At 68.5% G+C, this 23,953-nt stretch carries 17 protein-coding genes and 2 pseudogenes; 14 read left to right on the top strand and 5 right to left on the bottom strand.

Annotation, left to right across the window (positions count from 1 at the left end):
- The first annotated feature begins 40 nt into the window (after positions 1 to 40).
- The 8 genes and pseudogenes from SB751_RS25070 to rfbA all read left to right on the top strand — a co-directional run bounded on the left by SB751_RS25070 (position 41) and on the right by rfbA (position 10,273).
- Positions 41 to 2,296: a GNVR domain-containing protein gene (locus SB751_RS25070; protein ID WP_410748662.1), complete on the top strand. Its 2,256-nt coding sequence runs from the start codon at positions 41 to 43 to the stop codon at positions 2,294 to 2,296.
- Positions 2,293 to 3,303, top strand: a complete 1,011-nt coding sequence (locus SB751_RS25075; RefSeq protein WP_144197586.1) for a glycosyltransferase — start codon at positions 2,293 to 2,295, stop codon at positions 3,301 to 3,303. The genes SB751_RS25070 and SB751_RS25075 overlap by 4 nt, the downstream gene beginning before the upstream one ends.
- A 34-nt stretch (positions 3,304 to 3,337) precedes the next feature.
- Positions 3,338 to 4,345: pseudogene (locus tag SB751_RS25080) on the top strand (glycosyltransferase family A protein); the annotation flags it as partial.
- Between the two features lie 615 nt (positions 4,346 to 4,960).
- Positions 4,961 to 5,482 (top strand): annotated as a pseudogene (locus tag SB751_RS25085) (glycosyltransferase family 4 protein); the annotation flags it as partial.
- On the top strand, positions 5,464 to 6,747 hold the full coding sequence (locus tag SB751_RS25090) for a glycosyltransferase family 4 protein (RefSeq protein WP_144197587.1): 1,284 nt from the start codon (positions 5,464 to 5,466) through the stop codon (positions 6,745 to 6,747). The pseudogene SB751_RS25085 and the gene SB751_RS25090, both read left to right, overlap by 19 nt.
- 6 nt (positions 6,748 to 6,753) lie before the next feature.
- A complete protein-coding gene (locus SB751_RS25095; RefSeq protein ID WP_410748663.1) occupies positions 6,754 to 8,028 on the top strand; it encodes an oligosaccharide repeat unit polymerase in 1,275 nt (424 codons plus the stop codon).
- A 10-nt stretch (positions 8,029 to 8,038) separates the two neighbouring features.
- The gene (locus tag SB751_RS25100) at positions 8,039 to 9,334 is read left to right on the top strand and encodes an oligosaccharide flippase family protein (RefSeq protein ID WP_410748664.1); all 1,296 of its coding nucleotides are present in this window, start codon (positions 8,039 to 8,041) and stop codon (positions 9,332 to 9,334) included.
- Positions 9,335 to 9,385: 51 nt separating this feature from the next.
- Positions 9,386 to 10,273 carry a glucose-1-phosphate thymidylyltransferase RfbA gene (rfbA, locus tag SB751_RS25105; RefSeq protein ID WP_211942720.1) on the top strand — a complete coding sequence of 296 codons (888 nt, stop codon included), beginning with the start codon at positions 9,386 to 9,388 and terminating at the stop codon, positions 10,271 to 10,273.
- 13 nt (positions 10,274 to 10,286) lie between these two features.
- Here the strand turns inward: rfbA and SB751_RS25110 are convergent, their stop codons facing one another.
- The 3 genes from SB751_RS25110 to SB751_RS25120 form a co-directional block, all read right to left on the bottom strand.
- Positions 10,287 to 11,537 (bottom strand): right-handed parallel beta-helix repeat-containing protein, encoded by a 1,251-nt coding sequence (locus SB751_RS25110; RefSeq protein ID WP_410748665.1) that lies wholly within the window; start codon positions 11,535 to 11,537, stop codon positions 10,287 to 10,289.
- Between the two features lie 203 nt (positions 11,538 to 11,740).
- Positions 11,741 to 14,785: an FAD-binding and (Fe-S)-binding domain-containing protein gene (locus SB751_RS25115; RefSeq protein ID WP_410748666.1), complete on the bottom strand. Its 3,045-nt coding sequence runs from the start codon at positions 14,783 to 14,785 to the stop codon at positions 11,741 to 11,743.
- Positions 14,786 to 14,884: 99 nt separating this feature from the next.
- Entirely contained in the window at positions 14,885 to 15,577 is a 693-nt protein-coding gene (locus SB751_RS25120) for a GntR family transcriptional regulator (RefSeq protein WP_149138446.1), read from the bottom strand.
- A gap of 250 nt (positions 15,578 to 15,827) precedes the next feature.
- On the opposite strand from SB751_RS25120, the gene SB751_RS25125 reads away from it, so the two are divergent.
- The 4 genes from SB751_RS25125 (at position 15,828) to SB751_RS25140 (ending at position 20,237) form a co-directional block, all read left to right on the top strand.
- Entirely contained in the window at positions 15,828 to 17,033 is a 1,206-nt protein-coding gene (locus SB751_RS25125; protein ID WP_410748667.1) for a pyridoxal-phosphate-dependent aminotransferase family protein, read from the top strand.
- Between the two features lie 127 nt (positions 17,034 to 17,160).
- A complete protein-coding gene (locus SB751_RS25130) occupies positions 17,161 to 18,174 on the top strand; it encodes a Bug family tripartite tricarboxylate transporter substrate binding protein (RefSeq protein ID WP_144197595.1) in 1,014 nt (337 codons plus the stop codon).
- 37 nt (positions 18,175 to 18,211) lie between these two features.
- Positions 18,212 to 18,718 (top strand): tripartite tricarboxylate transporter TctB family protein, encoded by a 507-nt coding sequence (locus SB751_RS25135; protein WP_144197596.1) that lies wholly within the window; start codon positions 18,212 to 18,214, stop codon positions 18,716 to 18,718.
- A gap of 10 nt (positions 18,719 to 18,728) precedes the next feature.
- On the top strand, positions 18,729 to 20,237 hold the full coding sequence (locus SB751_RS25140) for a tripartite tricarboxylate transporter permease (protein WP_144197597.1): 1,509 nt from the start codon (positions 18,729 to 18,731) through the stop codon (positions 20,235 to 20,237).
- Positions 20,238 to 20,250: 13 nt separating this feature from the next.
- Here SB751_RS25140 and trhA read toward each other — a convergent pair whose 3' ends face one another.
- Positions 20,251 to 20,868 carry a PAQR family membrane homeostasis protein TrhA gene (gene trhA / locus SB751_RS25145; protein WP_144197598.1) on the bottom strand — a complete coding sequence of 206 codons (618 nt, stop codon included), beginning with the start codon at positions 20,866 to 20,868 and terminating at the stop codon, positions 20,251 to 20,253.
- Positions 20,869 to 21,016: 148 nt separating this feature from the next.
- Positions 21,017 to 21,715 (bottom strand): dienelactone hydrolase family protein, encoded by a 699-nt coding sequence (locus SB751_RS25150; protein ID WP_410748668.1) that lies wholly within the window; start codon positions 21,713 to 21,715, stop codon positions 21,017 to 21,019.
- A gap of 188 nt (positions 21,716 to 21,903) precedes the next feature.
- Here SB751_RS25150 and SB751_RS25155 point away from each other — a divergent pair, with 188 nt between their 5' ends.
- Both SB751_RS25155 and SB751_RS25160 read left to right on the top strand, forming a co-directional pair.
- On the top strand, positions 21,904 to 22,731 hold the full coding sequence (locus SB751_RS25155) for an alpha/beta fold hydrolase (RefSeq protein ID WP_410748669.1): 828 nt from the start codon (positions 21,904 to 21,906) through the stop codon (positions 22,729 to 22,731).
- A 184-nt stretch (positions 22,732 to 22,915) separates the two neighbouring features.
- Positions 22,916 to 23,914: a Bug family tripartite tricarboxylate transporter substrate binding protein gene (locus SB751_RS25160; protein WP_144197601.1), complete on the top strand. Its 999-nt coding sequence runs from the start codon at positions 22,916 to 22,918 to the stop codon at positions 23,912 to 23,914.
- The last annotated feature ends 39 nt before the right edge of the window (positions 23,915 to 23,953 follow it).

Here is a 23,953-nt window from a genome sequence, read left to right on the forward strand (position 1 = left end):
ACCCTCGCCCGCGCGGGCGGGGGCGATACGGGAGAACGGCATGAATTCGCCTCAGATCATCCACGCAGGCCATGACATGCCGGGGCGGCCCTTCGCCCGCTCGATGAACATCCGCACGACGATCCTGGCTTCGCGCTGGCTGATCGCCGGCACCACCGCGCTGTGCCTGCTCGGGGGCGTGGCCTACGCGCTGTTTACCCGGCCGGTTTACCGCTCGGACCTGTTGATCCAGGTGGAGCCGAGTGCCTCCGAGTCTCGGTCCCCCGCCGGCGACGTGCGGCCGATGCAGGAGCTGAAGCCGGACACCACCTCGGAAATCCAGGTGCTGAACTCGCGCATGGTCGTGTCGCGGGCGGTGGAGACGCTCAAGCTGTATATCGATGCCGCGCCGCGCTACGTGCCGGTGATCGGCTGGTGGCTGGCCGCGCGCACGGACGGGCTGTCCCAGCCGCTGCCGGGCGGCTACGTGCATGGTGCGGAGCGCATCGACGTGGCCCGCTTCGACGTGCCGGCCGGCTGGCAGGGCAAGACCTTCGTGATGACGCTGGGGAGGAACGGGTCCTACGTGCTCACGCTGTCCCGGATGTGGGGCGAGCCGCTGCTGACGCTGCGCGGCAAGGTCGGCGTGCCGCTGCACGCGGACACCGCGCGCGGGCCGGTGGACCTGCTGGTGAAGACCGCCGACGGGGAGCCCGGCGCCACCTTCACGATCAAGCGCTATTCGGAAATCGCCACCACGGAGTGGCTGCAACGGTCGCTGTCGATCTCGGAGCGCGGCAAGCAGTCGAGCATCATCGGCGTGGCGCTCGACAGCGTGGACCCGGTGCGCGCCAGCCAGATCCTGAACGTGGTGGGCACCGAGTATGTCGAGCAGAACGTGCGGCGGCGCTCCGAGGAGGCGGACAAGTCGATCCGCTTCCTGGACGAGCAGCTGCCGCAGCTCAAGCAGCAGGTGGAGGAATCGGAGAGCGCCTACAACGCCTATCGGGCCAAGGAAGGCGCCGTCGATACCAGCGAGGAGGCGCGCACGCTGCTGGAGCAGGCCGTGACCATGGAGACCCGCCAGCTCGACCTGAAGGAGAAGCGCCGGGAGCTGATCACGCGCTACACGGACGAGCACCGCTACGTGCGAGCGCTGGACGCCCAGCTACAGGAGGGCGCCGCCGCGCTGGCGCTCAACCAGGCGCGCACGCGCAACCTGCCGCTGATCGAGCAGACGCTGTTGCAGCGCCAGCGCAAGATGAAGGTGGACACCGAGCTGTACACCAACCGCCTGAACGCGCGCCAGCAACTGGCGCTGGTGCGCGCCGGCAAGGTGGCGAACGTACGGCTGATCGACCCCGCCACGCCGCCCGAGACACCGTTCATGCCGCGCCGGGGCGTGGCCGTGGGCGGCTCGCTGCTGGCCGGCCTGTTCGCCGGGCTGGTGCTGGCCACGTTCCGGCGCCGCATGGCCGGCGCCGTGCAGGACCGCGAGGAAATCGAGATTGCCACGGGCCTGCCCGTGTACGCCACGGTGCCGCGCAGCCGGCTGACCAGCGAGGCCAAGCCCGGCCGGCCAAACTGGCCGCTCCGGCTGGCCAGTCCGGCGGAGCGCGCCGTGCTGCCCGATGCCGCCATCGAAAGCCTGCGCACCATCCGCACCACGCTGCACTTCGCCCTGAGCGAGGCGCCCAACCGCGTGGTGCTGATCACCGGGCCCACCGCCGGCATCGGCAAGTCGTTCGTCGCCGCGAACCTGGCGACGCTGGCGGGGGCATCCAAGCGCCGCGTGCTGCTGATCGACGCGGACCTGCGCAACGGCGCGCTGCACCGGCGCTTTCACGTCGACCGGGGGCCCGGCTTGTCCGAGGTGGTTGCCGGCACGCACCGGCTGGAGGATGTGGTCCGCCGCGATGTCTCGTACGGGCTGGACCTGCTGTCCACCGGCCTGCACATGGCGGGGCCGAGCGAACTGCTGCTCCAGCCGGAGCTGGCCGCGCTGATCCAGCGCGTGTCGGCCCAGTACGACATGGTGGTGCTGGACGGCCCGCCGCTGCTGCCCGTGGCGGACGCGCTGGTGCTGGGCCGCATGGCCGGCACCGTGCTGATGGTGGCGCGCCACCGCGTGACCACGGTCGACCAGATCGACGAGAGCACGCGCCGGCTGGCCCAGGCCAACGTCGCCGTGCAGGGCGTGATCTTCAACGACTTCACCGGCACCCTGCATCGCTACAGCTATGCCTACGGCGTCAATGCAGAGCCCCAGGCGCCCCGCCCGGCCACGCCGGGCTCCTCCCCAAGCGAGCCGTCATGACGTTCTCCCACAACAAGCGCATCACGCTGGTCACCGTTACCTACGGAGACCGGCTCCACTACTGCGCGGAACTGCTGCGGCGCGCGTTCGACGACGAAGGCGTGCGGCACGCCGTGGTGGTCAGCAACAACTCGGCATCGGACCTGAGCTTGCTCGAAGCCCGCTGGGGGCGCCGCATCACCGTGGTGCACCTGCCGACCAACACTGGCTCGGCCAACGGCTACGCGGTCGGCATCGAGACCGCGCTGCGTGGCGATACCGACTACCTCTGGCTGATGGATGACGACAACGCCCCGTGCCCGGGCGCGCTGGGCGTGCTCTGCCATCAGCTCGATGTGCTGACCCGCGAGACCGGCCGGGCGCGCGCGGCGGTGCTCGGCTTCCGGCCCGACCATCAGGGCGACATCGCCATGGGCGTGCCGGGTGCGCTGGCCTCGCCGCCGCGTTCGAGCTACTTCGGCTTCCACGTCGCCCGCATCCCCTACAAGATCTGGCGCCGCACGCCGTGGGGCCGGCCGCGCCCGCACGCGCTGCCCGCCGTGGTGTCGATGCCGTTCGCGCCGTACGGCGGCTTTCTGGCCCACCGGGACGTCTATGCCGACCTCGGCCTGCCGGACCCGAATCTGGTGCTCTACGCGGACGACACCGAATACACCTGGCGCCTGACCGCCCGGGGCGGCCGCATCGCGCTGGTGACCGGCGCGCAGCTCGAGGATCTGGAGGGCTCCTGGAACGTCAAGCGCAACTGGAAGAACCATTTCGAATGCCTGCTGCTGAGCGGCTCGGACTTCCGCGCCTACTACAGCAGCCGCAACCAGGCGTGGTTCGACAAGCACTACTGGTCCACGTCCGGGTTCACCTATCGGCTGAACCGGCTGGTGTTCCTGATCCTGCTGCGCTTCTACGGCAAGCGCCGCAGCGCGGCGGCGCGCCTGAGCCTGCTGGAGCGTGCCATTGCCGATGGCGAGGCGAACCGCCTTGGCTTTCATGCCGATTACTCCCTGTAGCAGCGCCCCCCGTTCCCCCACCACCGAGACCCCCATGCCGTCGCACCCGGAACCCGCGAGCCTGACCATCGTCATCTGCAACTACAACTACGCGCGGTTTCTGGGCGGGGCGATTGACTCGGCGCTGGCCCAGACCGCGCCGGCGGTGAAGGTCATGGTGATCGACGATGGCTCGACGGACGGCTCGCGCGAGATCCTGGACGGCTACGGCGACCGCATCGAGGCGATCTGCCAGGCCAACGGCGGGCAGGTCTCGGCCTACAACCACGCGCTGCGCCGCGTGACCACGCCCTACGTGATCTTCCTCGACGCCGACGACCTGCTGGAGCCGGACGCCGCCGCGGCGGTGCTGGCCGCCTTTGCCGCCGGCGACTACGGCAAGGTGCAGTTCCGGCTGGAAGTGATGACCGGCGACGGCACGCTGACCGGCGTGCAGGTGCCGCAATCGAACGCCGTGGCCGACTGCGGCGCGCTGCTGCGGCAGGGCTGGCTCTATCCGTCGCCGCCGGGCTCTGGCAATGCCTATCGCGTGGACGCGCTGCGCCGCATCTTCCCCGTGCCGGTGACCGCCGACAACATCCACGGCGCCGATTTCTATGCGATCTATGGCACCGCGCTGGTCGGCGACGTGTTCGCCATCGACCGGCCGCTTGGCCGCTACCGGGTGCATCGGCAGGACAACGGCGGGCTGTCGCTGGCCAACGCGGAAGACGCGCTGGCGGGCGCGCGGCAGTCCACCCGGCGCTGGGTGCTGCTGCGCGAGATTGCGCGCCAGCGGCTCGGCATCACGCTGCCGGCGGCGCCGCTCGACTTCGCGCTGGAGAAGGCGCTGTTCGCCACCGCGCTGTATGGCGCGCCGCTTGGCCAGCGCTGGCGCTGGTTCCTGCGCGAGTCCGGCCGCTACTTCCACACCGTCACCGCGAACCCGTACTGGAGCCTGCGCAAGAAGGTGGCGGTGTCCGGCCTGACGGCGCTCGCGCTGGTGCCGGTGAGGGCGGTTGGCGACCGCGCGATCCGCTATATCGCCAACCCGCTCGCGCGCAGCGGGGCGCCGGTGCGGCCGGTGGCGCCAGCGGGCGGTGACCCGACCATCGTGTCGATCAATGGCCGCTATCTGGGCCGGCGCCCGACCGGCGTGGACCGCTTTGCGAACGAGGTGATCCGCAGCATCGACGAACTGGTCGCCACGCAGGCGCCCGCCGTGGCGGGGCTGTCGTTCGAGCTGCTGATCCCGCCGTCGGTGCAGGTCGAGCCGGAACGCTTTCCGAATCTGCGCATCCGCACCGTGCCGGGCGGGAACGGCCAGTACTGGGAGCAGGTCTGCCTGCCGCTGGCGGCGCGCGGCACCCTGCTGCTGAACCTGTGCAACGCCGGGCCGCTGCTCTACCGGAATCAGGTGACGGTGATGCACGACGCCGCCCCGATGCGCGTGCCGCAGGCATACACGCGCGCCTTCCGGGCCTGGTATCGGATGATGGCGCCGTGGATTGGCCGCATCGCCCGGCGCGTGCTGACGGTGTCCGAGTTCTCGCGCGGCGAGCTGATCCAGGCGTATCACATCCCGGGCCGCAAGATCGGCGTGCTGCCGATGAGCGGCGACCATATGCTGCGGCTGCCGGAGGAGGTGGACGTCCGCGAGAAGTTCCACTTGTCTGGACGGCCATACATCCTCGCCGTCAGCAGTGCCAGCCATCACAAGAACTTCCGGCTCGTGGTGGAGGCCATCGAGCTGCTCAAGGCCACGGACTACGACGTGGTCATCGTCGGCGGCGGCATGCCGATGCTCAAGGCGGTGCAGCAGGCGTCGCCCGATTTCGTGAAGCGGGTGGGCTATGTCGAGGATGGCGACCTCAAGGCGCTGTTCCGCCAGGCCGCCTGCTTCGTGTTTCCGTCGCTGTACGAGGGCTTCGGGCTGCCGCCGGTGGAGGCGATGACGCTGGGCTGCCCGGTCATCGCGTCCAACCTGCCCTCGGTGCGCGAGGCCTGCGGCGACGCGGCAATCTACTTCCGCCCCACCAGCGCGGCGGAGTGCGGCGAAGCCATGATGCATGTGATGCACGACAGCGCCCTGCGTGACCGCCTGCGCACCCAGGGCTTCGCCAACGTCCAGCGGCGTTCCTGGCGCCTGACCGCCGACCGGCTTCTTACCGAGATCTCCCCATGGCTGCCCCAGCGCTGACCCCCTCCCCGACGCTCACCCCGACGCTCACCCCGAGTCCCCTGCCCGGCGAGTTCGGCCGGGTGGCCGTGGTGCACGACTGGCTGACCACCTACGCCGGCTCCGAGCGCGTACTGGAGCAGATCCTCAAGATCTGGCCCGATGCCGACCTGTTCAGCGTGGTCGATTTCTTCCCGGACGCCCAGCGCCACGTGCTGCAAGGCAAGCACGCCAGGACATCGTTCATCCAGCGCCTGCCGCGCGCCCGCCAGTCGTTCCGCAACTACCTGCCGCTGATGCCGCTGGCGGTGGAACAGTTCGACCTCTCCGACTACGACCTCGTGATCTCGTCCAGCCATGCCGTGGCGAAGGGCGTCATCACCGGGCCGGAGCAGCTGCACGTCAGCTATATCCATTCGCCGATCCGCTACGCCTGGGACCTCCAGCACCAGTATCTCGACGAATCGCGCCTGACGCGCGGGCTCAAGAGCTGGGTGGCGCGGGCCATCCTCCATTACATGCGGATCTGGGACCAGCGCACCGCCCATGGCGTGGACCTGCTGGTGGCCAACTCGGCCTACGTGGCGCGGCGCATCCGCAAGGTCTACGGCTGCCCGGCCACGGTGGTATTCCCGCCGGTGGATGTGGAGCGCTTCGGCCCGGGCCAGTGCCGCGAGGACTTCTACCTGACCGCCTCCCGGCTGGTGCCGTACAAGAAGGTTGCGCTGATCGTGGAAGCCTTCGCGGCCATGCCGGACAAGCGGCTGGTGGTGATTGGCGATGGGCCGGACTTCGCGCGCATCCAGGCCATGTTGCCGCCCAACGTGCGGATGCTGGGCTACCAGTCGACCGAGATACTCATCGACCATATGCAGCGCGCCCGGGCCTTTGTGTTCGCCGCCGAGGAGGATTTCGGCATCGTGGCCGTGGAGGCGCAGGCGTGCGGCACGCCGGTAATCGCGCTGGGGCGGGGCGGCGCCAGCGAGACGGTGATCGACGCCGGCAATGCCGGCACCCGTACCGGCGTGTTCTTCCGGCGCCAGACCGTGGAGGACATCGTGCGTGCGGTTTGCCGCTTCGAGGACAGCGGCTGGTTCGACCCGGCAGTCTGCCGCGAGAACGCGCTGCGCTTCACGCCGGAGCGCTTCCGGCGCGAGTTCCTGGCCGTAGTGCGGCAGGCCATGGCCGGGCAGGCCGGCAGGCTGCGCCCCGCGCCGCCCGAGCCGGACCCCCCGGCGCCGGCGGAATCGCTTCACACCGACGACCTCGCGGTCGTCCCCCGATAGATGCCGATGCCCCATCCGATCCCGCCCCGCGACCTCCATGACGGCTACTGGTGGGAAGACCCCACCCGGCTGCTGCTGTACTTCATCCTGCCGCTCTATGTGCTGATCTCGGTGTCGCTGCTGGGCGACCAGAAGGCCATCGAGCGGGTCTACTTCACCAGCTTCTACGCGCTGGCCGGCGGGCTGTTCCTGGTGGTGTTGACAGTGGCGTCCTACGCGGGCGATTCGCTGGCCCCGCTGGCGCCCCGGCCGCGCGCCGAGATGCCCGTGCACATCCTCGACGCGCTGTTCTGGCTCGCCCTGATCGGCTATCTGGTGATGATGGGCGGCGTGATTGCCCGGCCCGCCGTGCTGATCTCGTTCCTGACCGGCTCCGCCAGCACCTACGACGTCCTCGAACTGAAGGGCCGCATCGCCGGCATCAGCACGCTCACCCAGGCCGGCGTGGCCTACGTGCCGCTCTACTTCTACATTTTCCGCCAGCCGCTGCGTGGCCTGAACCGCTTCAAGGTCTACCTGGCCGTGCTGCTGGTGCTGACGGTGCTGCGCAGCTTCATCTTCGCCGAGCGGCTGGCGCTGGTGGAGCTGGTGCTGCCGTGGGTGCTGATGGTGATGCGGTTCCGCAACGTGCCCCGGCGCAACTGGCTGCTGCGGCTGGGGCCGTTCGCGGCCATCGGCCCGCTGATCGGCTTCTTTATCGCCAACGAGTACAACCGGTCGTGGGAGACGCACTACGTCAATCTCTACGACAACATCTTCGAGTTCGCGCTGGAGCGGCTCGGCATGTACTACTCCACCTCGCTGAACAACGGCGCCGGGCTGCTGGCCATCATGGGCTGGGGCGCCGGCGACGCGGTGTTCACGTTCGACTGGCTGGTCAAGTTCCCGGTGGTGGGCGAGTTCATGCGCCCGCTGGTCGGCAATGGCGACAGCTACACGATGTTCCTGAGCGACTTCGGCGACCCGGAGTTCAACAATCCGTCCGGCATCTACGTGCACTTTCACGAGTGGGGATGGTTCGCGCTGCTGCTGGCGGCGGGCATGGGCTGGCTGCTGTCCCGCAGCTATGCGGGCTGGCGCGCGGGGGATGGCTTCTGGTGCTGCGCGCACGCGGTGCTGCTGGTGTCCCTGCTGGAGATCCTGCGCGTGCCCAACCTGTTCAGCGGCCGCAACTTCGTGCCGCTGGCGCTGCTGTGGCTGATCTTCCAGATGGTCGGCCAGCCGGTGCGACGACGGCTGCCGCCCGTGCCGCGTGGTGTGATCCGTCCCGGTCCCCGCTGACGCCGCCGCCATGCCGACCTCCATCCGCGCCACCGCCACCTATCTCCTGCTGATTCAGGCCGGCAACTACCTGTTCCCGCTGCTCCTGCTGCCGCTGCTCGGCCGGGTGCTCGGGGTGAAGGAGTTCGGCGTGCTGGCCTACTGCCAGGCGCTGGCGCAGTACCTGATCCTGCTGACTGACTACGGCCACAATCTCACCGCCACGCGGCTGGTGTCCCTGGGGCGGGACGATCCCAACGTCGTCGCCCGGGTGTTCTCGGCCACGATGGCCGCCAAGCTGACCCTGACGCTGGCCGCCGCGCTGCTGATGGCCGGCACGCTCGGGCTTGTGCCGAGCCTGCGCGAGCACTGGACCATCCTCGCGGCGGCCTTCGTCGGCGTGGTGGCCAATGCGTTCACGCCGATCTGGCTGTACCAGGGCCTGGAGCGCATGAAGGTGCTGGTGGTGCCGAATTTCATCGCCAAGGCAGTCAGCCTGGGGTGCGTGCTGGCATGGGTGCGCGGGCCGGGGGACGCCGCGCTGGCCGCGCTGGGCATCAGCGTGGGCACGGTGCTGCTGGCGGTGGCGGCGCTGTGGGGCATTTATCGGCAGCGGCTGGCGTTGCTGGTGGCGGTGTCGGTGCGCGAGGTGGCCACCTCGTTCCGCGAAGGTTTCCCGGTGTTCCTCTCGCTGGTGCTGGTGAGCTTCTACGTCACCTTCAACGCCATCCTGCTCAACTACTTCCACGGCCCGGTGGCGGTGGGGCAGTTCTCGATGGCGGACAAGATCCGCGTGGCGGCCCAGACCATCTTCACCGTGGTGGGCACCGCCTTCTTCCCGCGCATCAGCCAGTACAACGTCTCGGACCCGGACGCGGCGCGCGCGCTGATGCGCAAGGCGATGCTGGCGGTGTTTGCCTGCGCCGGCGCGCTGGCCATCGGCATCGAGCTGTTTGCCGATGTGGGCATCCGCATGTGGCTGGGCGAGCCGTTCCACGACGCCATCCTGCTGCTGCGGCTGGAAGGCGTGCTGCTGCCGGTGACCAGCGTGGCCTTTGTCTTCGGCAACCTCGGCCTGCTGGCGCTGGGGCGCCACCGGCTGGTGCAGAACATCTACGCCGCCGTGACCGTGCTCCACCTGCTCTACGTGGTGCCGCTGGTGATGCTGATGGGCGCCCGGGGCACGGTGATCTCGATCATCCTGACCGAGGTGTTCGGCGCGCTGGCCTTCTTCATCTGCTACCGGCGCGAGGCGGCTGCCCGCGCCACGGCCCGGAGCGTGGGCCCCGTGGCGCCCATCCCCGCCCCGTTTGAACGAGCGACCTGAACAAACTTGACCGACCGACTTGACCCGACCATCGACCTGGGAGATTCAACCATGAACCGCAAAGGCATCATCCTGGCCGGTGGGTCCGGCACCCGGCTGTACCCGATCACGCAGTGCGTCTCCAAGCAGCTGCTGCCGGTCTACGACAAGCCGATGATCTACTACCCGCTCTCCACGCTGATGACGGCGGGCATCCGCGAGATCCTGGTCATCTCCACGCCGCAGGACCTGCCGCGCTTCGCCACCATGCTGGGCGACGGCAGCCAGTGGGGGCTGGACATCCAGTACGCGGAGCAGCCCTCGCCGGACGGGCTGGCGCAGGCGTTCATCATCGGCCGGGACTTCGTGGGCAAGCACCCTTCGGCGCTGATCCTCGGGGACAACATCTTCCACGGCAACGACCTGGCCCGGCTGCTGGCCCGCACCAACCGGCGCGAGGAAGGCGCCACCGTGTTCGCCTATCACGTGGATGACCCGGAGCGCTACGGCGTGGTGGAGTTCGACGAGGACTTTCGCGCGCTGTCGATCGAGGAGAAGCCGGCCGCCCCGCGTTCCAGCTACGCGGTGACGGGGCTGTACTTCTATGACAACGCGGTGTGCGACATCGCGGCGGACATCCGGCCCTCGGCGCGCGGCGAGCTGGAGATCACCGATGTCAACTCGCGCTACCTGGAAGCCGGCAAGCTCAGCGTGGACATCATGGGGCGCGGCTACGCGTGGCTGGACACCGGCACGCACGACTCGCTGGTGGAGGCGGCGCTGCTGGTCTCGACGCTGCAGAAGCGGCAGGGCCTGATGGTGGCCTGCCCGGAGGAGATTGCCTACCGGCGCCGCTGGATCGATGCCGAGCAGCTGGGCCGGCTGGCCGGGCCGCTGGGCAAGAGCCACTACGGCAAGTACCTCCAGCGGCTGATCACCGAGACCCCGCGCGTGCGCTAGGTGCGATAAGGGGTCATTGCTGCCGCAGCGCCGTACGCACCTGCGGCATCCGGGTCCGGTCCGCGCCGGACACCTGTGGCGAGCCGGTCCCGTTGCAGCCGGTCAGGGCGATGCCAGTGCCGTCCAGCGTGTTGCCGTCGCAGGTCCAGGCGTCCGTCGGGCAGTTGCGCACCTGGAGCGACAGCGCCGCGCCGCCAATCGTCACGAACCGGTTGCGCGAGACCCGCACGTTGCACACATTGCCTACGGCCCGGAAGCCATCGTAGGTGGCCCGCGTCACCTGGTTGCCCGCCACCAGCACCCGCGCCACGCTGCCGGTGCCCGTATTGATGTCGATGGCCGCATGGCCCGCCGCCAGCCGGTTGTTGCCCGGCTGGGTGGCGTTCTCGATGTCCGCGATCATGTTGTCCGTCACCTGCACATTGGTCACGCCCGCCGTGCGGTAGCCGTCCTCCTGGGCGATGAGCACCGCCGCCGCCTTCTGCACCCCTTCGATCCAGTTGTTGGCCAGGGTCACATCGGTGCCGCCGACGATGGACGCACCGCGCCCCCAGGCGTTGCCGGCCAGGTAGTTGGCGCTGACGAGGATGTTCTGGTTGATCGTGCCGTCGCGCTGGTAGCTGACGATGCCGATCATGTCGTCGCCGGTGGCGGTGACGGAGTTGTCCTGCACGAGCACGTCGCGCGAGCCGCCGGTGATGTGGATGCCATCGGCCAGCGTGCCGTGGACCTTGTTGCCGACCAGCGCGATGCTGCTGCCGCGCGAGACGAAGATGCCGGCGCTGGCCCCGCCACGGATGGTGACGTCGAGCACCTGGATGCCGTAGCCGTCCACAGACACCTTGGCGGAGGTGGACGATTCGAGCCGCTGCGTGCCGGTGCCGACCAGCGTGACGCCGACCAGCGTGGCGTTGCGGCCGGTGATCTCCACCGCCTGCGCGTCCGGGCTGGTGGCGGTGAGCGTGGCGCCGTAGCCGGACACCACCACCTGCTCGCCACGGATGGCCAGCACGTTGCCCACCCGGTAGTTGCCCGGCGCCAGCACCAGCCGCTGGCCCGGCTGCAGGCTATCCAGCGCCGCCTGCAGGGCAGCGGCCTGGTCGGCCCCGCCGGCTATCGGCTGGACCGCCACATCGGCTGTGGCGCCGACCGCGTCGATCGAGCCGCCCACCTCCTTGCGGCCGCCCAGCCACAGCACGAGCGCCGCCAGCGCCAGGGCCGTCAGTACGCCGGCCGCAGCGCCCTTGCGTTGGCGCCCCGTCATGTCGCCCGGCCTGCCGCGGCATCAGGCGAGACCTTCAACTCGTTTGCGATGGTGCCCATGGCTTTGGTTCTCCGTCCATTTCTCCGTCCAGACCGCTGGTTCGCCGTTGCATCATAGGCGCTGCGCTGGCCCGGTCCGGCCGCTTTGTCCGGCAGGAGCGGGAACTTGGCGGATTTGGACGGAGAATCTGTGGCGTAGGTGCGCTATCCGGCTGGCGTTTGTGCCGTCGCCATGGCCCGCTCCAGCACCCGCGCCACGTGCAGCGCCTCCCGGCCCGCACCATCGTGGATCTGATGTCGGCAACTGGTCCCATCCGCCACCACGAGGGTGTCGCCATCGGCCTTGCGCACGGCCGGCAGCAGCGACAGCTCGGCCATCTTCATCGAGGCTTCGTGGTGCTCGGCCTCGTAGCCGAAGCTGCCGGCCATACCGCAGCACGACGACTCCAGCAGCTCGGTCTTCAGGCCCGGAATCCAGCCAAGTACCTGCTCCACGGGGCGAACGGCGTCAAACGCCTTCTGGTGGCAGTGGCCATGCAGCAGCGCGCGTGCCGTGCCGATGGGCTGGAGCGATGGGGCGAAGCGGCCGGCGGCGTGCTCGCGGACCAGGAATTCCTCGAACAGGAAGGCGTTGTCCGCGAGCTGGCGCGCGGCGTCGCCGTAGCCGTACTGGAGGAATTCGTCGCGCATCGACAGCAAACAGGATGGCTCCAGCCCCACCACGGCCACGCCGCGCGAGACGAAGGGCAGCAGCGCATCCAGCGCACGGCGGGCCTCGGCCTTGGCTTCATCGACCAGACCCGCCGCCAGGAAGGTGCGGCCGCAGCACAGCGGCCGCTCGCCCGGCACCGCCGACAGGTGCACGGTGTAGCCGGCGCCCTCCAGCACGCGCTGGGCCGCGCGCGCGTTCTCGGGCTCCATATGGTTGTTGAAGGTATCGACGAACAGCACCACCTCCTTGCCGCCCGCCGCCTTCGGCGTGTAGTCGCCCCCAAGGAAAGCCGCCTGCCAGCGCGGCAGCGAGCGCCGGGCGGACAGGCCGAACAGGCGCTCGCTCAGCGCCGGCAGCCCCGGCACGCGGTCACGCAGGTTGAACAGCCACGGCAGGCGGCTGGCCAGCCCCGCGTAGCGCGGCAGGAAGGCGACCATGCGGTCGCGCGCGCGCAGCTTGCCGGCTTTGGCGTGGGCGGCGCGGACCTCGATCTTCATCTTGGCCATGTCGATGCCGGTAGGGCAGTCGCGCTTACAGCCCTTGCAGGAGACGCAGAGGTCGAGCGTCTCCTTGACCGCCGGCTCCAGCAGCCCTGCCGGGCCGAGCTGGCCGGACAGCGCCAGCCGCAGCGTGTTGGCGCGGCCACGGGTCAGGTGCTGCTCGTCCCGCGTGACGCGGTAGCTCGGGCACATGGTGCCGGCGTCGAACTTGCGGCAGTGACCGTTGTTGTTGCACATCTCCACGGCCGCCGCCAGCCCGCGCGCGGGGTCCAGGCCGGTGCCGGGCGCGCTCTCGGCCTCGGTCACCGGATCGCGCGTGACGTTCCAGGCCGACCAGTCGAGCGCCGGGGTGATCGGCTTCACTGTGTAGCCGGGCGGGAAGCGGAACAGCGCGGTGTCGTCCATCTTCGGCGTGCCCACGATCTTGCCGGGGTTGCAGCGGTTCTCGGGGTCGAACAGCGCCTTGACCTCGGCGAAGGCCTGGTTCAGCGCCGGGCCGAACTGCCACGCCACCCATTCGCCCCGGCAGATGCCGTCGCCGTGCTCGCCCGAGTAGGCGCCCTTGTACTCGCGGACCATCGCGGCGGCTTCCTCGGCAATCGCCCGCATCTTGGCGGCGCCGTCGCGGCGCATGTCGAGGATGGGGCGCACATGCAGCGTGCCGACGCTGGCGTGGGCGTACCACGTGCCGCGCGTGCCGTGCTTGTGGAAGACCTCGGTCAGCCGGGAGGTGTACGCGGCCAGATGCTCCAGCGGCACCGCGCAGTCTTCGATGAAGGACACTGGCTTGCCGTCGCCCTTCATGCTCATCATGATGTTCAGGCCGGCCTTGCGCACTTCCCACAGCGCTTTCTGGGGGCCGGCGTCGGGCATCTCCACCACCGAGCCCGGCAGGCCGAGATCGGCCATCAGCTCCACCAGCCGCGCCAGCCCACGCACCGTGGTCTCGCGGTCTTCGCTGGCGAACTCCACCAGCAGGATGGCCTCGGGCTCGCCCACCAGCGCGCGCTCGATCACCGGGCGGAAGGCCGGGTTATGGCGCGCGAGGTCGATCATGGTCCGGTCGACCAGCTCCACCGCCGCCGGCTGCAGGGCGACGATATGGCGCGTGAGGTCCATCGACTGGTAGAAGGTCGGGAAATTCACCACGCCGAGGGTCTTGTGCGTGGGCAGCGGCGCCAGTTGCAGCGTCAGGTGCCGGAAGTAGGCCAGCGTGCCCTCCGAGCCAACCAGCAGGTGGGCGAGGTTGACGCTGCCGTCGGCGGTGTAGGGGCGTTCGTTCTGGGGATGGAACAGGTCGAGGTTGTAGCCGCCCACGCGCCGCAGTACGTGCGGGTACATCTCGGCGATGGCGTCGCGCTCCCGCTCGGCGATGCGCCGCACGCCATCGGCGATGGCGCGGTGCGGGGCGCCGTCCGCCGGCCAGCCGGCGTCGAAGCGCACGTCCTCGCCGCCGGCCAGGATCGCCTGGATGCCCAGCACGTTGTGCACCATGTTGCCGTACTGGATCGAGCGCGACCCGCACGAGTTGTTGCCGGCCATGCCGCCGATCGTGCACTGCGCCGCCGTGGAGACATCCACCGGGAACCAGAGCCCGTGCGGCTTGAGCCAGGCGTTGAGGTGGTCGAGCACGATGCCGGGCTGCACGGTCACCGTGCGCGCCACCGGGTCGAAGTCGATCACCTGGTTCAGGAACTTGCTGTTGTCGATGACCAGCGCCTCGCCCACGGTCTGCCCGCACTGGCTGGTGCCGCCGCCGCGCGGCAGCAGCGGCGCCTTGAAGTCGCGGGCGATGTCCAGCGCCAGCCGGGCGTCGGCTTCGTCGCGCGGCACGACCACGCCAATCGGCATGACCTGATAGATCGAGGCGTCTGTGGCGTAGCGGCCACGGCTGGCGGTGTCGAACAGCACGTCGCCGCGCAGCTCGGCGGCGAGCCGCCGGTACAGCGGCGACTGGGTAGCGGGCGACGAAGCGGCGCCGGGCATGAAGCGCAGCGGCTGCACGCCGGGCGGCGTCGGGGTGGTAGGCAGGGCCATGAGCGGGGGATGTCTCCGTGTGCATGCACTGGAGACGCCGTCGCCATGGCCCGTGGCGCGCCTGCCCGCCGTCCGGAGACGGCGCGGCGCGCGCGGGGGTCAGGCGGCGGCGTCCTGTGCGCGTTCTAGTTCGGCGATCAGCGCGTCGTGCTTGTGTTGCAGGTGCGCGCGCAGGATGTCTCGCAGGGCGGCGCCGTCGCGCTTCGCCAGGGCATCGAGCATGGCGCCGTGCTCGCGCACGGCCAGATCCCATTTGTCCTGGTCGAAGTTGGAGCGGAAGCGCAGCGCCTGGATACGCAGGTTGATGCGTCGATAGGTCTCCTCGAGGATCGGATTGCGCGCCGCCGCGTTGATGGCGTCGTGGATGCGCCGGTTCAGCGCGTAGTAATTAGGGAGGTCCCGGCGCGCGTGGCACGCCAGCATCTCGTAGTGCATGGCACGGATCTCGACCAGCTCGGCGTCTGTGATGCGCTGGCAGGCCAGCTCGCCGCTGGTGGCTTCCAGCGCGCCCATCATCTCGAACAGGTGGTCGATCGATTCCTTGGACAGCACCACCACCTCGGCGCCCCGGTTTGGCAGCAGTGTGACCAGGCCATCACTCGCGAGCACCTTGAATGCCTCCCGCAGCGGGGTGCGCGAGACCTGGAGCAGGTCGCACAGCACGCGCTCATTGAGCCGGGTACCGGGCGCCAGATCGCCTTCCATGATCATGGTGCGCAGGCGCTGGGCCACCGCCACATGCAGGATCTGGCGGTCTACGGCTTGCGAGGGAGTGGTCGGATTGGCGGTCATCAGGGATCGTGTGGCTTGACAGTATTGTATTCAAAACCTACTCTGGGGCAAGCACGAACTGCATTCCGGTGTCGTTGGCCACGGCCGGAACAGCGCGAGGGACGGTCTGAAATCCTGATAAATACTGATTTATAAGGACTTTTTGCGGAATGCAGGGCGCTTGCGCCGGGCAACATTATCCCGCATGCCGGACCCGCAGTGCATCCCCGATTTTTGAATACAAAATTCAAACCGAAGAACACGAGGCGACATGATCCGACTGAACTCCCATCCCAGCGGCCGGCATTTCCTGCAGATCCCGGGTCCGACCAACGTGCCCGACCGCGTGCTGCGCGCGATGGACTACCCCACCATCGACCACCGCGGCCCCGAGTTCCAGCAACTCGGCAAGAAGGTGTTGGCGGACATCCGCAAGGTCTTCCAGACCGCCCAGCCGGTTGTGATCTATCCGGCATCCGGAACGGGCGCGTGGGAAGCGGCGCTGGTGAATACGCTCTCCCCGGGCGACCGCGTGCTGATGTTCGAGACCGGCCACTTCGCCTCGCTGTGGAAGAAGATGGCCGACAAGCTCGGCCTGAATCCCGAATTCCTGGTGGGCGACTGGCGCCACGGCGTGGATGCCGCCGCCATCGGCGCCCGGCTGGCCGAGGACCGCAGCCACGAGATCAAGGCGGTCTGCGTGGTCCATAACGAGACCTCGACCGGCGTGACCTCCGACATCGCCGCCGTGCGCCGGGCGATCGATGCAGCCGGCCACCCCGCGCTGCTGCTGGTGGACACCATCTCCTCGCTCGGCTCGATCGACTATCGCCACGACGAATGGGGCGTGGACGTGACCGTCTCCGGCTCGCAGAAGGGGCTGATGCTGCCGCCGGGCCTGTCGTTCAACGCGGTCAGCGCCAAGGCCGTGGCGGCGTCGGCCAGGTCGAAGCTGCCCAAGGCGTTCTGGGGCTGGGAAGAGATCATCGAAGCCAACAAGAATGGCTTCTGGCCGTACACCCCGGCCACCAACCTGCTCTACGGGCTGTCCGAGGCGTGCGACATGCTTCAGGAAGAGGGCCTGCCGAACGTGTTCGCGCGCCATCGCCGCCATGCCGAGGCCACGCGCGCCTGCGTGAACGCCTGGGGGCTGGAGATCCTGTGCCAGAACCCGGCCGAGTACAGCCCGGCGCTGACCGCCGTGGTCATGCCGGACGGCCATAACGCCGACGCGCTGCGCAAGGTGGTGCTGGAGAACTTCAATATGTCGCTGGGCCAGGGGCTGTCCAAGCTGTCCGGCAAGGTGTTCCGCATCGGCCATCTGGGCGATTTCAACGACCTGACGCTGATGGGCACCCTGGCCGGCGTGGAGATGGGCCTGGCGCTGGCCGGCGTGCCGCACCATGCGGGCGGCGTGCTGGCGGCGATGGAAAGTCTGCGCGCGGCCGCGCTGAAGCCGGCGCTGCGCGCGGCCTGAGGACGCAGCCGACGAAGGTCACCAACGATGTAGAAGAAAAAGACGGGCCGCCCGGTCTTCCGGGACGGCCCGGCCGTACCGCCGATGCGCCATCAGAGCGCACGGTTCACACCAAAGGAGACAGACCATGACGTTGCGTTCCCCCGCACGCGCCGCCGCGCGTGCTTCGCTGCTCGGTATTGCCCTCAGTGTTTCATTTGCCGCTCCCGCGTTTGCCTGGGAGCCCACCAAGCCCGTCGAGATCGTGGTGCCGTTCAGTGCCGGCGGCGCCTCCGACCAGATGGCGCGTTCCATCCAGGGCATCATCGCCAAGCACAAGCTGATGGGCCAGCCGGTCATCGTGGTGAACAAGGCCGGCGCCAGCGGCGCCGAGGGCCTGATGGACACCAAGGCGTCCAAGGGCGACCCGCACAAGCTGCTGGTCACCTCGTCCGCGCTCTATACCGTGCCGATGGTCAGCCAGCTGCCGTTCAACTGGCGCGACCTGACCCCGGTGGCCATGGTGGCGATGGACGAATTCGTGCTGTGGACCAACGCCGAAGCGCCCTACAAGACCCCGGCAGACTACGTTGCCGAGGCGAAGAAGCAGCCCGGCAAGCTCAAGATGGGCGGCACCAGCTCCAAGCGCGAGGACCAGATCATCACCGCGCAGATGGAGCGCAAGGCCGGCGTGCGCTTTATCTACATCCCGTACAAGGGCGGCGGCGAGGCCGCCACGCAGCTCTCGGGCAAGCACATCGACTCCAATGTGAACAACCCGTCCGAATCGATCGGCCAGTGGCGGGCCGGCGAGCATCGCGCGCTGTGCGTGTTCGCGCCGTCGCGCATGCAGTACACGGGCAAGGTCACGGCCACGCAGAGCTGGGGTGACATTCCCACCTGCAAGGAGGCCGGGCTGGACGTGCAATACCAGATGCTGCGCGTGTTCATGCTGCCGGGCGGCGTCACGCCGGACCAGCAGAAGTACTACGTCGATCTGATGCAGAAGGTGGCCGCCACGCCCGAGTGGAAGGAGTACCTCGAAAAGAACGCGCTCAAGAACGAGTTCCTGACCGGCACCAAGCTGACCGAGTTCCTCCAGGCGGACGAGACCCGCCACAAGGACATCATCAAGGAAGCGGGCTTCGTGGCGGCACGGTGAGCGCCGGCGGCGGCGTTCTTTCAACCGGGAGACTCACATGAGCGAACACACCCAGGAGCCGGCCGCGCCGGCGGCCATCACGGTGCGCACGGCGGAGATCGCCGTGGCGCTGCTGATCGCCGCCGGCGCGGTCGTGGTCATGGTCAGCAATTACCAGATCGGCGCGGGCTGGGCGCCGGACGGCCCGCAGGCCGGCTACTTCCCGCTGCGTATCGGGGCCATCATCTTCGTGGCCTGCCTGGCCGTGCTGTGGCAGGCGTGGCGCACGGCGTCCGACGCCACCTTCGTTACCTGGCCGCAGCTGCGCCAGGTGGCGGTGATCCTGGTGCCGCTGACGATCTACATCGCGCTGATCAAGTTCCTCGGCATCTATGTGGCCAGCGCCATCTTCATCGCCGGCTTCATGCGGGTCATCGGCAAGTTTGCCTGGTGGCGTGCCGTGCTGACCGGCGTTGCCATCAACGCCGCGCTGTTCTGGATCTTCGAGATGCAGTTCCGCGTGCCACTGCCGAAGGGCCCGCTCGAAGCGGCGTTCGGTTTCTGAGGGGACGGGCGTGGAAGAACTGAACTCACTGATGGGCGGCTTCGCGGTCGCCATGTCGTGGCACAACGTCGGGCTGATGCTGGTCGGCATCCTGCTCGGCATCGTGGTGGGCGTGCTGCCCGGGCTGGGCGGCCCCAACGGCGTGGCGATCCTGCTGCCGCTGACGTTTTCGATGGAGCCAACCTCGGCCATCATCATGCTGTCCTGCATCTACTGGGGCGCGCTGTTCGGCGGGGCGATCACCTCGATCCTGTTCAACATCCCCGGCGAGGCCTGGTCCGTGGCGACCACCTTCGACGGCTACCCGATGGCCCAGCAGGGCGAGGCCGGGCGGGCGCTGACCTCGGCCTTCACGGGCTCGTTCCTCGGCGCCCTCGCGGGTGTGCTGTTGATCACATTCCTGGCGCCGCTGGTGGCCAAGTTCGCGCTGCGCTTCGGGCCGCCGGAATTCTTCGCGGTGTACTTCCTCACGTTCTGCAGCTTCGTCGGCATGGGCAAGGAAGCCAAGGCCAAGATCGTGATTGCGATGTGCATGGGCTTTGCGCTGGCGGCGGTGGGCATGGATACCGTCTCGGGCACGCTGCGCATGACCTTCGGCTCCACCGAGCTGCTGCGCGGGTTTGATTTCCTGGTCGCCGTGATTGGCCTGTTCGGCATCAGCGAGATCCTGATCACGATGGAGGAGGGCGTGGCCTTCCGCGGCAAGCGCGCCAGCATCGACCTCAAGGTAGTGCTCAAGACCTGGGCCGAGCTGCCGCGCTACTGGATGACGCTGATCCGCTCGTCGGTGATTGGCTGCTGGCTGGGCGTGACGCCGGGCGGCGCCACGGCGGCGTCGTTCATGGGCTACGGCGTGGCCAAGCGCTTCTCGCGCAACCGCGAGAGCTTCGGGCGCGGCAATGTGGAAGGGGTGATCGCGCCGGAGTGCGCCGCGCACGCGGCCGGCACCAGCGCGCTGCTGCCGATGCTGGCGCTGGGCATTCCCGGCTCCGCCACGGCCGCCGTGCTGCTGGGCGGGCTGATGATCTGGGGCCTGCAGCCGGGGCCGCTGCTGTTCACCGAGCAGAAGACCTTCGTCTGGGGGCTGATCGCCAGCATGTACCTGGGCAATATCGCCGGGCTGATCGTGGTGCTCTCCACGGTGCCGCTGTTCGCGGCCATCCTGCGCATTCCGTTCGCGATCATCGCGCCGCTGATCCTCGTGGTGTGCGCCATCGGCGCGTTCACGGTGCACAACGCCATGTTCGACGTCTGGCTGATGTTGATCTTCGGCGTGATTGGCTACGTGCTGAAGAAGCTGGACTACCCGCTGGCGCCGCTGGTGCTGGCGCTGGTGCTGGGTGACCGCGCCGAGGATGCGTTCCGGCAGACCATGCTGATGTCCCAGGGCCAGCTGGACGTGTTCTGGTCCAACGGCCTGGTCGGCACGATCATGGCGCTGGCCGTGGCGGTGCTGGTGTGGCCGGTGATCGGCGGGCTGGTGGAAAAGGGCCGGCGCCGGAAGGTTCAGCCGACTTGATCGGCCAACATCGTCAGCCCACGTAGTAGAGGATGCTGACGAACTGGCAGAAGCTGCCCGCCAGGACGAAAAGGTGCCAGATGCCGTGGAAGTGGCGCACGCGTTCGTCGAACAGGAAGAAGCCGATGCCGGCGGTATAGGTGGCGCCGCCGGCCACCAGCCAGTACAGGCCGGCACGCGGCAGGGCGGCGGTGAGCGGATCGAACGCGAACAGCACCAGCCAGCCCATGATCACGTAGATCGACAGGGACAGGATGCGCGTGCGGTGGCCGATCCACAGTTCCTGGATGATGCCGATGACCGCCAGGCCCCAGTTGACGCCGAACAGCGTCCAGCCCCAGGGGCCGCGCAGCGTGACCAGCGCGAAGGGTGTGTAGCTGCCGGCGATGAGCAGGTAGATGGCGCAGTAGTCGAGCCGGCGGAAGATGTCCTTCGCCGGGCCGCGGATGCTGTGGTAGACCGTGGAGATGGTGTAGAGCAGGACCAGCGTGGTGCCGTAGACCACCGAGCTGACCACCTTCCAGGCATCGTGATGCAAGGCCGAGGAAGTGACGAGCACTGCCATGCCGGCGGCCGCCAGGACCGCCCCCGCGAGGTGGCTGTAGCCGTTGAACCGTTCGCCGCGATACATCCCCGAAGCTCCGTTTCCGCGTTGGACCAGCCGGCATTTTGGCATGGATCAACAGAAACGATGTTGCGTCGCCGCAAATCTGACTAGTTCGAAACGTGCATGTTTCTCCCCGCTCCGGCTTGCGCCAGGGGGGAGAAGCGCGTCCCTGTTACTTCATCGCCTGGAAGAACTTCAGCGTCCGGGCGTTGGCCTCTTGTGCCGCATCCGCCACGTAATGCACGCCGTCATTGCGGGCGAAGGCGTGCTGGCAGCCCGGGTAGGTGTGGATCTCCACGTGGGGGCTGTCTTCCAGCGCCTCGATGATTTTGGCGCGGGCTTCGGCCGGCACGAATTCGTCTTCCTCGGCGATATGCATCAGCAGCGGCTTGGCGATGCGGGAGGCCTCGTCCAGATGCTTGTCCATGCCGACGCCGTAGTACGACACCGCCGCATCGGCCCCGGTGCGCGTGGCGGTCAGGTAGGCCAGCAGCCCGCCCAGGCAGTAGCCCACCGTGCCCACGCCGCCGGTCACGCCCGGCTGCTGGCGCACGGCCTGGATGGTGGCGTCGATGTCCGCCACGCCCTTGTCCACGTTGAAGCCGTTGTACAACTCCAGGGCGCGCTTCCACTCCGCCTCGGTCTTGTCGGTCAGTTCCACATTGGGTTCCTGGCGCCAGTACAGGTCCGGGCAGATCGCCACGAAGCCTTCGCGCGCGAAGTTGTCGCAGGTCTCGCGCATGTCGGCGTTGATGCCGAAGATTTCCTGGATGACCACGATGGCCGTGCCGCGCGCGTTGGCGGCGTCCGGCGTGGCGAGGTAGGCGGCGAAGCTGCCGTCCGGTACGGAAAGGGTGATGCGCTGGCCCATGGTTGTCTCCGGTGTCGGGGGAATGGTCCGGAGAAGCTTAGCAAACGACTATCGTTCATGTGGCGTGAAATGTTGTGAAGCGCGCGTCCCACGGCTTGCCTTTGCCGCCGCCATCGCCTTTGATGAAACGTTTCCCCTCGGCAGTTCCCCCTCACCCCTGTCCCACCCCCTTCCAAGGAGCACGCATCATGGCTTTCGCAATCGCGCAGGACGGCACGGAGATCTATTACAAGGACTGGGGGCGCGGCCGCCCCATCGTGTTCTCGCACGGCTGGCCGCTCTGCGGCGACGCCTGGGACGCCCAGATGCTGTTCTTCGTGCAGCAGGGCTTCCGCGTGATTGCCCATGACCGCCGGGGCCATGGTCGCTCCGGGCAGCCGTCCGGGGGCAACGACATGGATACCTATGCCGATGACCTGGCCGCCGTGCTCGAGAAGGCCGACGTCGAAAAGGCCACGCTGGTCGGCCATTCCACGGGCGGCGGCGAAGTGGCGCACTACATCGGCCGCCACGGCACACGGCGCGTGGCGCAGGCGGTGCTGATCGGGGCGGTGCCGCCGATCATGCTGAAGACCGCCGCCAACCCGGGCGGGCTGCCCATCGATGTGTTCGACGGTATCCGCAAGGGCGTGGCTGACAATCGCTCCCAGTTCTACAAGGACCTGGCGGTGCCGTTCCACGGGTACAACCGGGAGGGCGCCAAGCCGTCCCAGGGCACCATCGACAGTTTCTGGGCCCAGGGCATGGCCGGCGGCATCAAGGGCCAGTACGAGTGCATCAAGCAGTTCTCGGAGGTGGACTACACCGAGGACCTGAAGAAGTTCGACATCCCCACGCTGATCCTGCACGGCGAGGACGACCAGATCGTGCCGATCGATGCCGCCGGGCGGCTGTCGGCCAAGATCGTCAAGGGTGCGGTGCTGAAGACGTATCCCGGCTTCTCGCACGGCATGTGCGTGGTCAATGCCGATGTGATCAACGCCGACCTGCTGGCCTTCGTCAAACAGTCGTCCTGATAGCAGACCCGGGGGGCAGACCGCTGAAACCATAAGAATTTTTGCGTTCATCGGTCTGAAAAGCGCTTTTTTCTGCTTCCGACAGCCACCAGACTGTCGGCAGCAGCGCGTCCCCCACCGGTTTGCCCGAGGCTCGCCCCTCCGCGCTGTCCCCTATCTATATAAGAAAGACACCGGAGACAACATGACCCCCACCTACCGCGCCGTCCGGCGCCGCCTGCTGCTGGCCGGGCTTGCCGCGCCGCTGGCCGTCTCGATGCGTAGCGCGCTGGCCGCGTGGCCGGACAAGCCGATCCGCCTGGTGGTGCCCTATCCGCCGGGCGGGGCCACCGATGTGATCGGCCGCATCATCGCCAGCAAGCTCTCCGAGGCGCTGGGCCAGCAGGTGGTGGTGGACAACCGGGGCGGCGCGGGCGGCAATATCGGCGCCGAGGCCGTCGCCAAGGCGGCGCCCGATGGCTACACGCTGCTGATGGGCGCGCTGACCTCGCACTCGACCATGGCCACGCTCGAAAAGGGCCGGCTGCGCTACGATCTGGTGAAGGATTTCGCGCCGGTGATGGTGGTGGGCTCGGTGCCGCTGGTGGTGGTGGTCAACCCCAAACTGCCGGTGCACACGCTGCAGGAGCTGATCCAGTACGGCAAGGCGCATCCGGGCAAGCTGAACTACGCGTCGTCCGGCGCCGGCGCGCCGCAGCGCATGGCCGCCGAGATCTTCCGCAAGGAGGCCGGGCTGGACATGGTGCACGTGCCCTACAAAGGCAGCGGCCCCGCGATGACCGACCTCGTGGCGGGGCAGGTGAACATGATGGTGGAAACCGCGCCGGCCTCGCTGCCGTTCATCAAGTCCGGACAATTGCGCGCGCTGGCCGTGGCCGCGCCGGCCCGGATCTCGATGCTGCCGGACGTGCCCTCCGCCACCGAGGCCGGCATGCCCGCGCTCGACGTCAGCTCCACGTTCGGCGTGCTGGCGCCCACCGGGACCCCGGCGGCCGTGGTCGAACGGCTGAACGCCGCGCTGGCCAGGATGCTCGAGGCGCCCGACGTCAAGGAGCAGTTCCTGAAGCAGGGCGTCTACGCGCTGGCGCCGACTTCGCCGGACAAGGCCGCCGAGCGCCTGCGCACCGAGGTATCGCGCTGGGAAAAGGTGATTACCGACGCCCAGATCAAATCGGATGGCTGACCGCCATCGCCGATTTCCGAATTTTTCTTGATTGTTGTT

Source organism: Cupriavidus sp. SIMBA_020, from assembly GCF_046535395.1.
Taxonomy (GTDB): Bacteria; Pseudomonadota; Gammaproteobacteria; order Burkholderiales; family Burkholderiaceae; genus Cupriavidus; species Cupriavidus campinensis.

Bases quoted from the DNA above. Each gene is read 5' to 3' on its own strand.
- SB751_RS25090 (WP_144197587.1), top strand. From the start codon at position 5,464: ATGGCTGCCCCAGCGCTGACCCCCTCCCCGACGCTCACCCCGACGCTC.
- SB751_RS25075 (WP_144197586.1), top strand. From the start codon at position 2,293: ATGACGTTCTCCCACAACAAGCGCATCACGCTGGTCACCGTTACCTAC.
- SB751_RS25110 (WP_410748665.1), bottom strand. From the start codon at position 11,537: ATGACGGGGCGCCAACGCAAGGGCGCTGCGGCCGGCGTACTGACGGCC.
- SB751_RS25130 (WP_144197595.1), top strand. From the start codon at position 17,161: ATGACGTTGCGTTCCCCCGCACGCGCCGCCGCGCGTGCTTCGCTGCTC.
- SB751_RS25135 (WP_144197596.1), top strand. From the start codon at position 18,212: ATGAGCGAACACACCCAGGAGCCGGCCGCGCCGGCGGCCATCACGGTG.
- SB751_RS25120 (WP_149138446.1), bottom strand. From the start codon at position 15,577: ATGACCGCCAATCCGACCACTCCCTCGCAAGCCGTAGACCGCCAGATC.
- trhA (WP_144197598.1), bottom strand. From the start codon at position 20,868: ATGTATCGCGGCGAACGGTTCAACGGCTACAGCCACCTCGCGGGGGCG.
- SB751_RS25125 (WP_410748667.1), top strand. From the start codon at position 15,828: ATGATCCGACTGAACTCCCATCCCAGCGGCCGGCATTTCCTGCAGATC.
- SB751_RS25095 (WP_410748663.1), top strand. From the start codon at position 6,754: ATGCCCCATCCGATCCCGCCCCGCGACCTCCATGACGGCTACTGGTGG.
- SB751_RS25070 (WP_410748662.1), top strand. From the start codon at position 41: ATGAATTCGCCTCAGATCATCCACGCAGGCCATGACATGCCGGGGCGG.
- rfbA (WP_211942720.1), top strand. From the start codon at position 9,386: ATGAACCGCAAAGGCATCATCCTGGCCGGTGGGTCCGGCACCCGGCTG.
- SB751_RS25155 (WP_410748669.1), top strand. From the start codon at position 21,904: ATGGCTTTCGCAATCGCGCAGGACGGCACGGAGATCTATTACAAGGAC.
- SB751_RS25100 (WP_410748664.1), top strand. From the start codon at position 8,039: ATGCCGACCTCCATCCGCGCCACCGCCACCTATCTCCTGCTGATTCAG.
- SB751_RS25160 (WP_144197601.1), top strand. From the start codon at position 22,916: ATGACCCCCACCTACCGCGCCGTCCGGCGCCGCCTGCTGCTGGCCGGG.
- SB751_RS25150 (WP_410748668.1), bottom strand. From the start codon at position 21,715: ATGGGCCAGCGCATCACCCTTTCCGTACCGGACGGCAGCTTCGCCGCC.
- SB751_RS25115 (WP_410748666.1), bottom strand. From the start codon at position 14,785: ATGGCCCTGCCTACCACCCCGACGCCGCCCGGCGTGCAGCCGCTGCGC.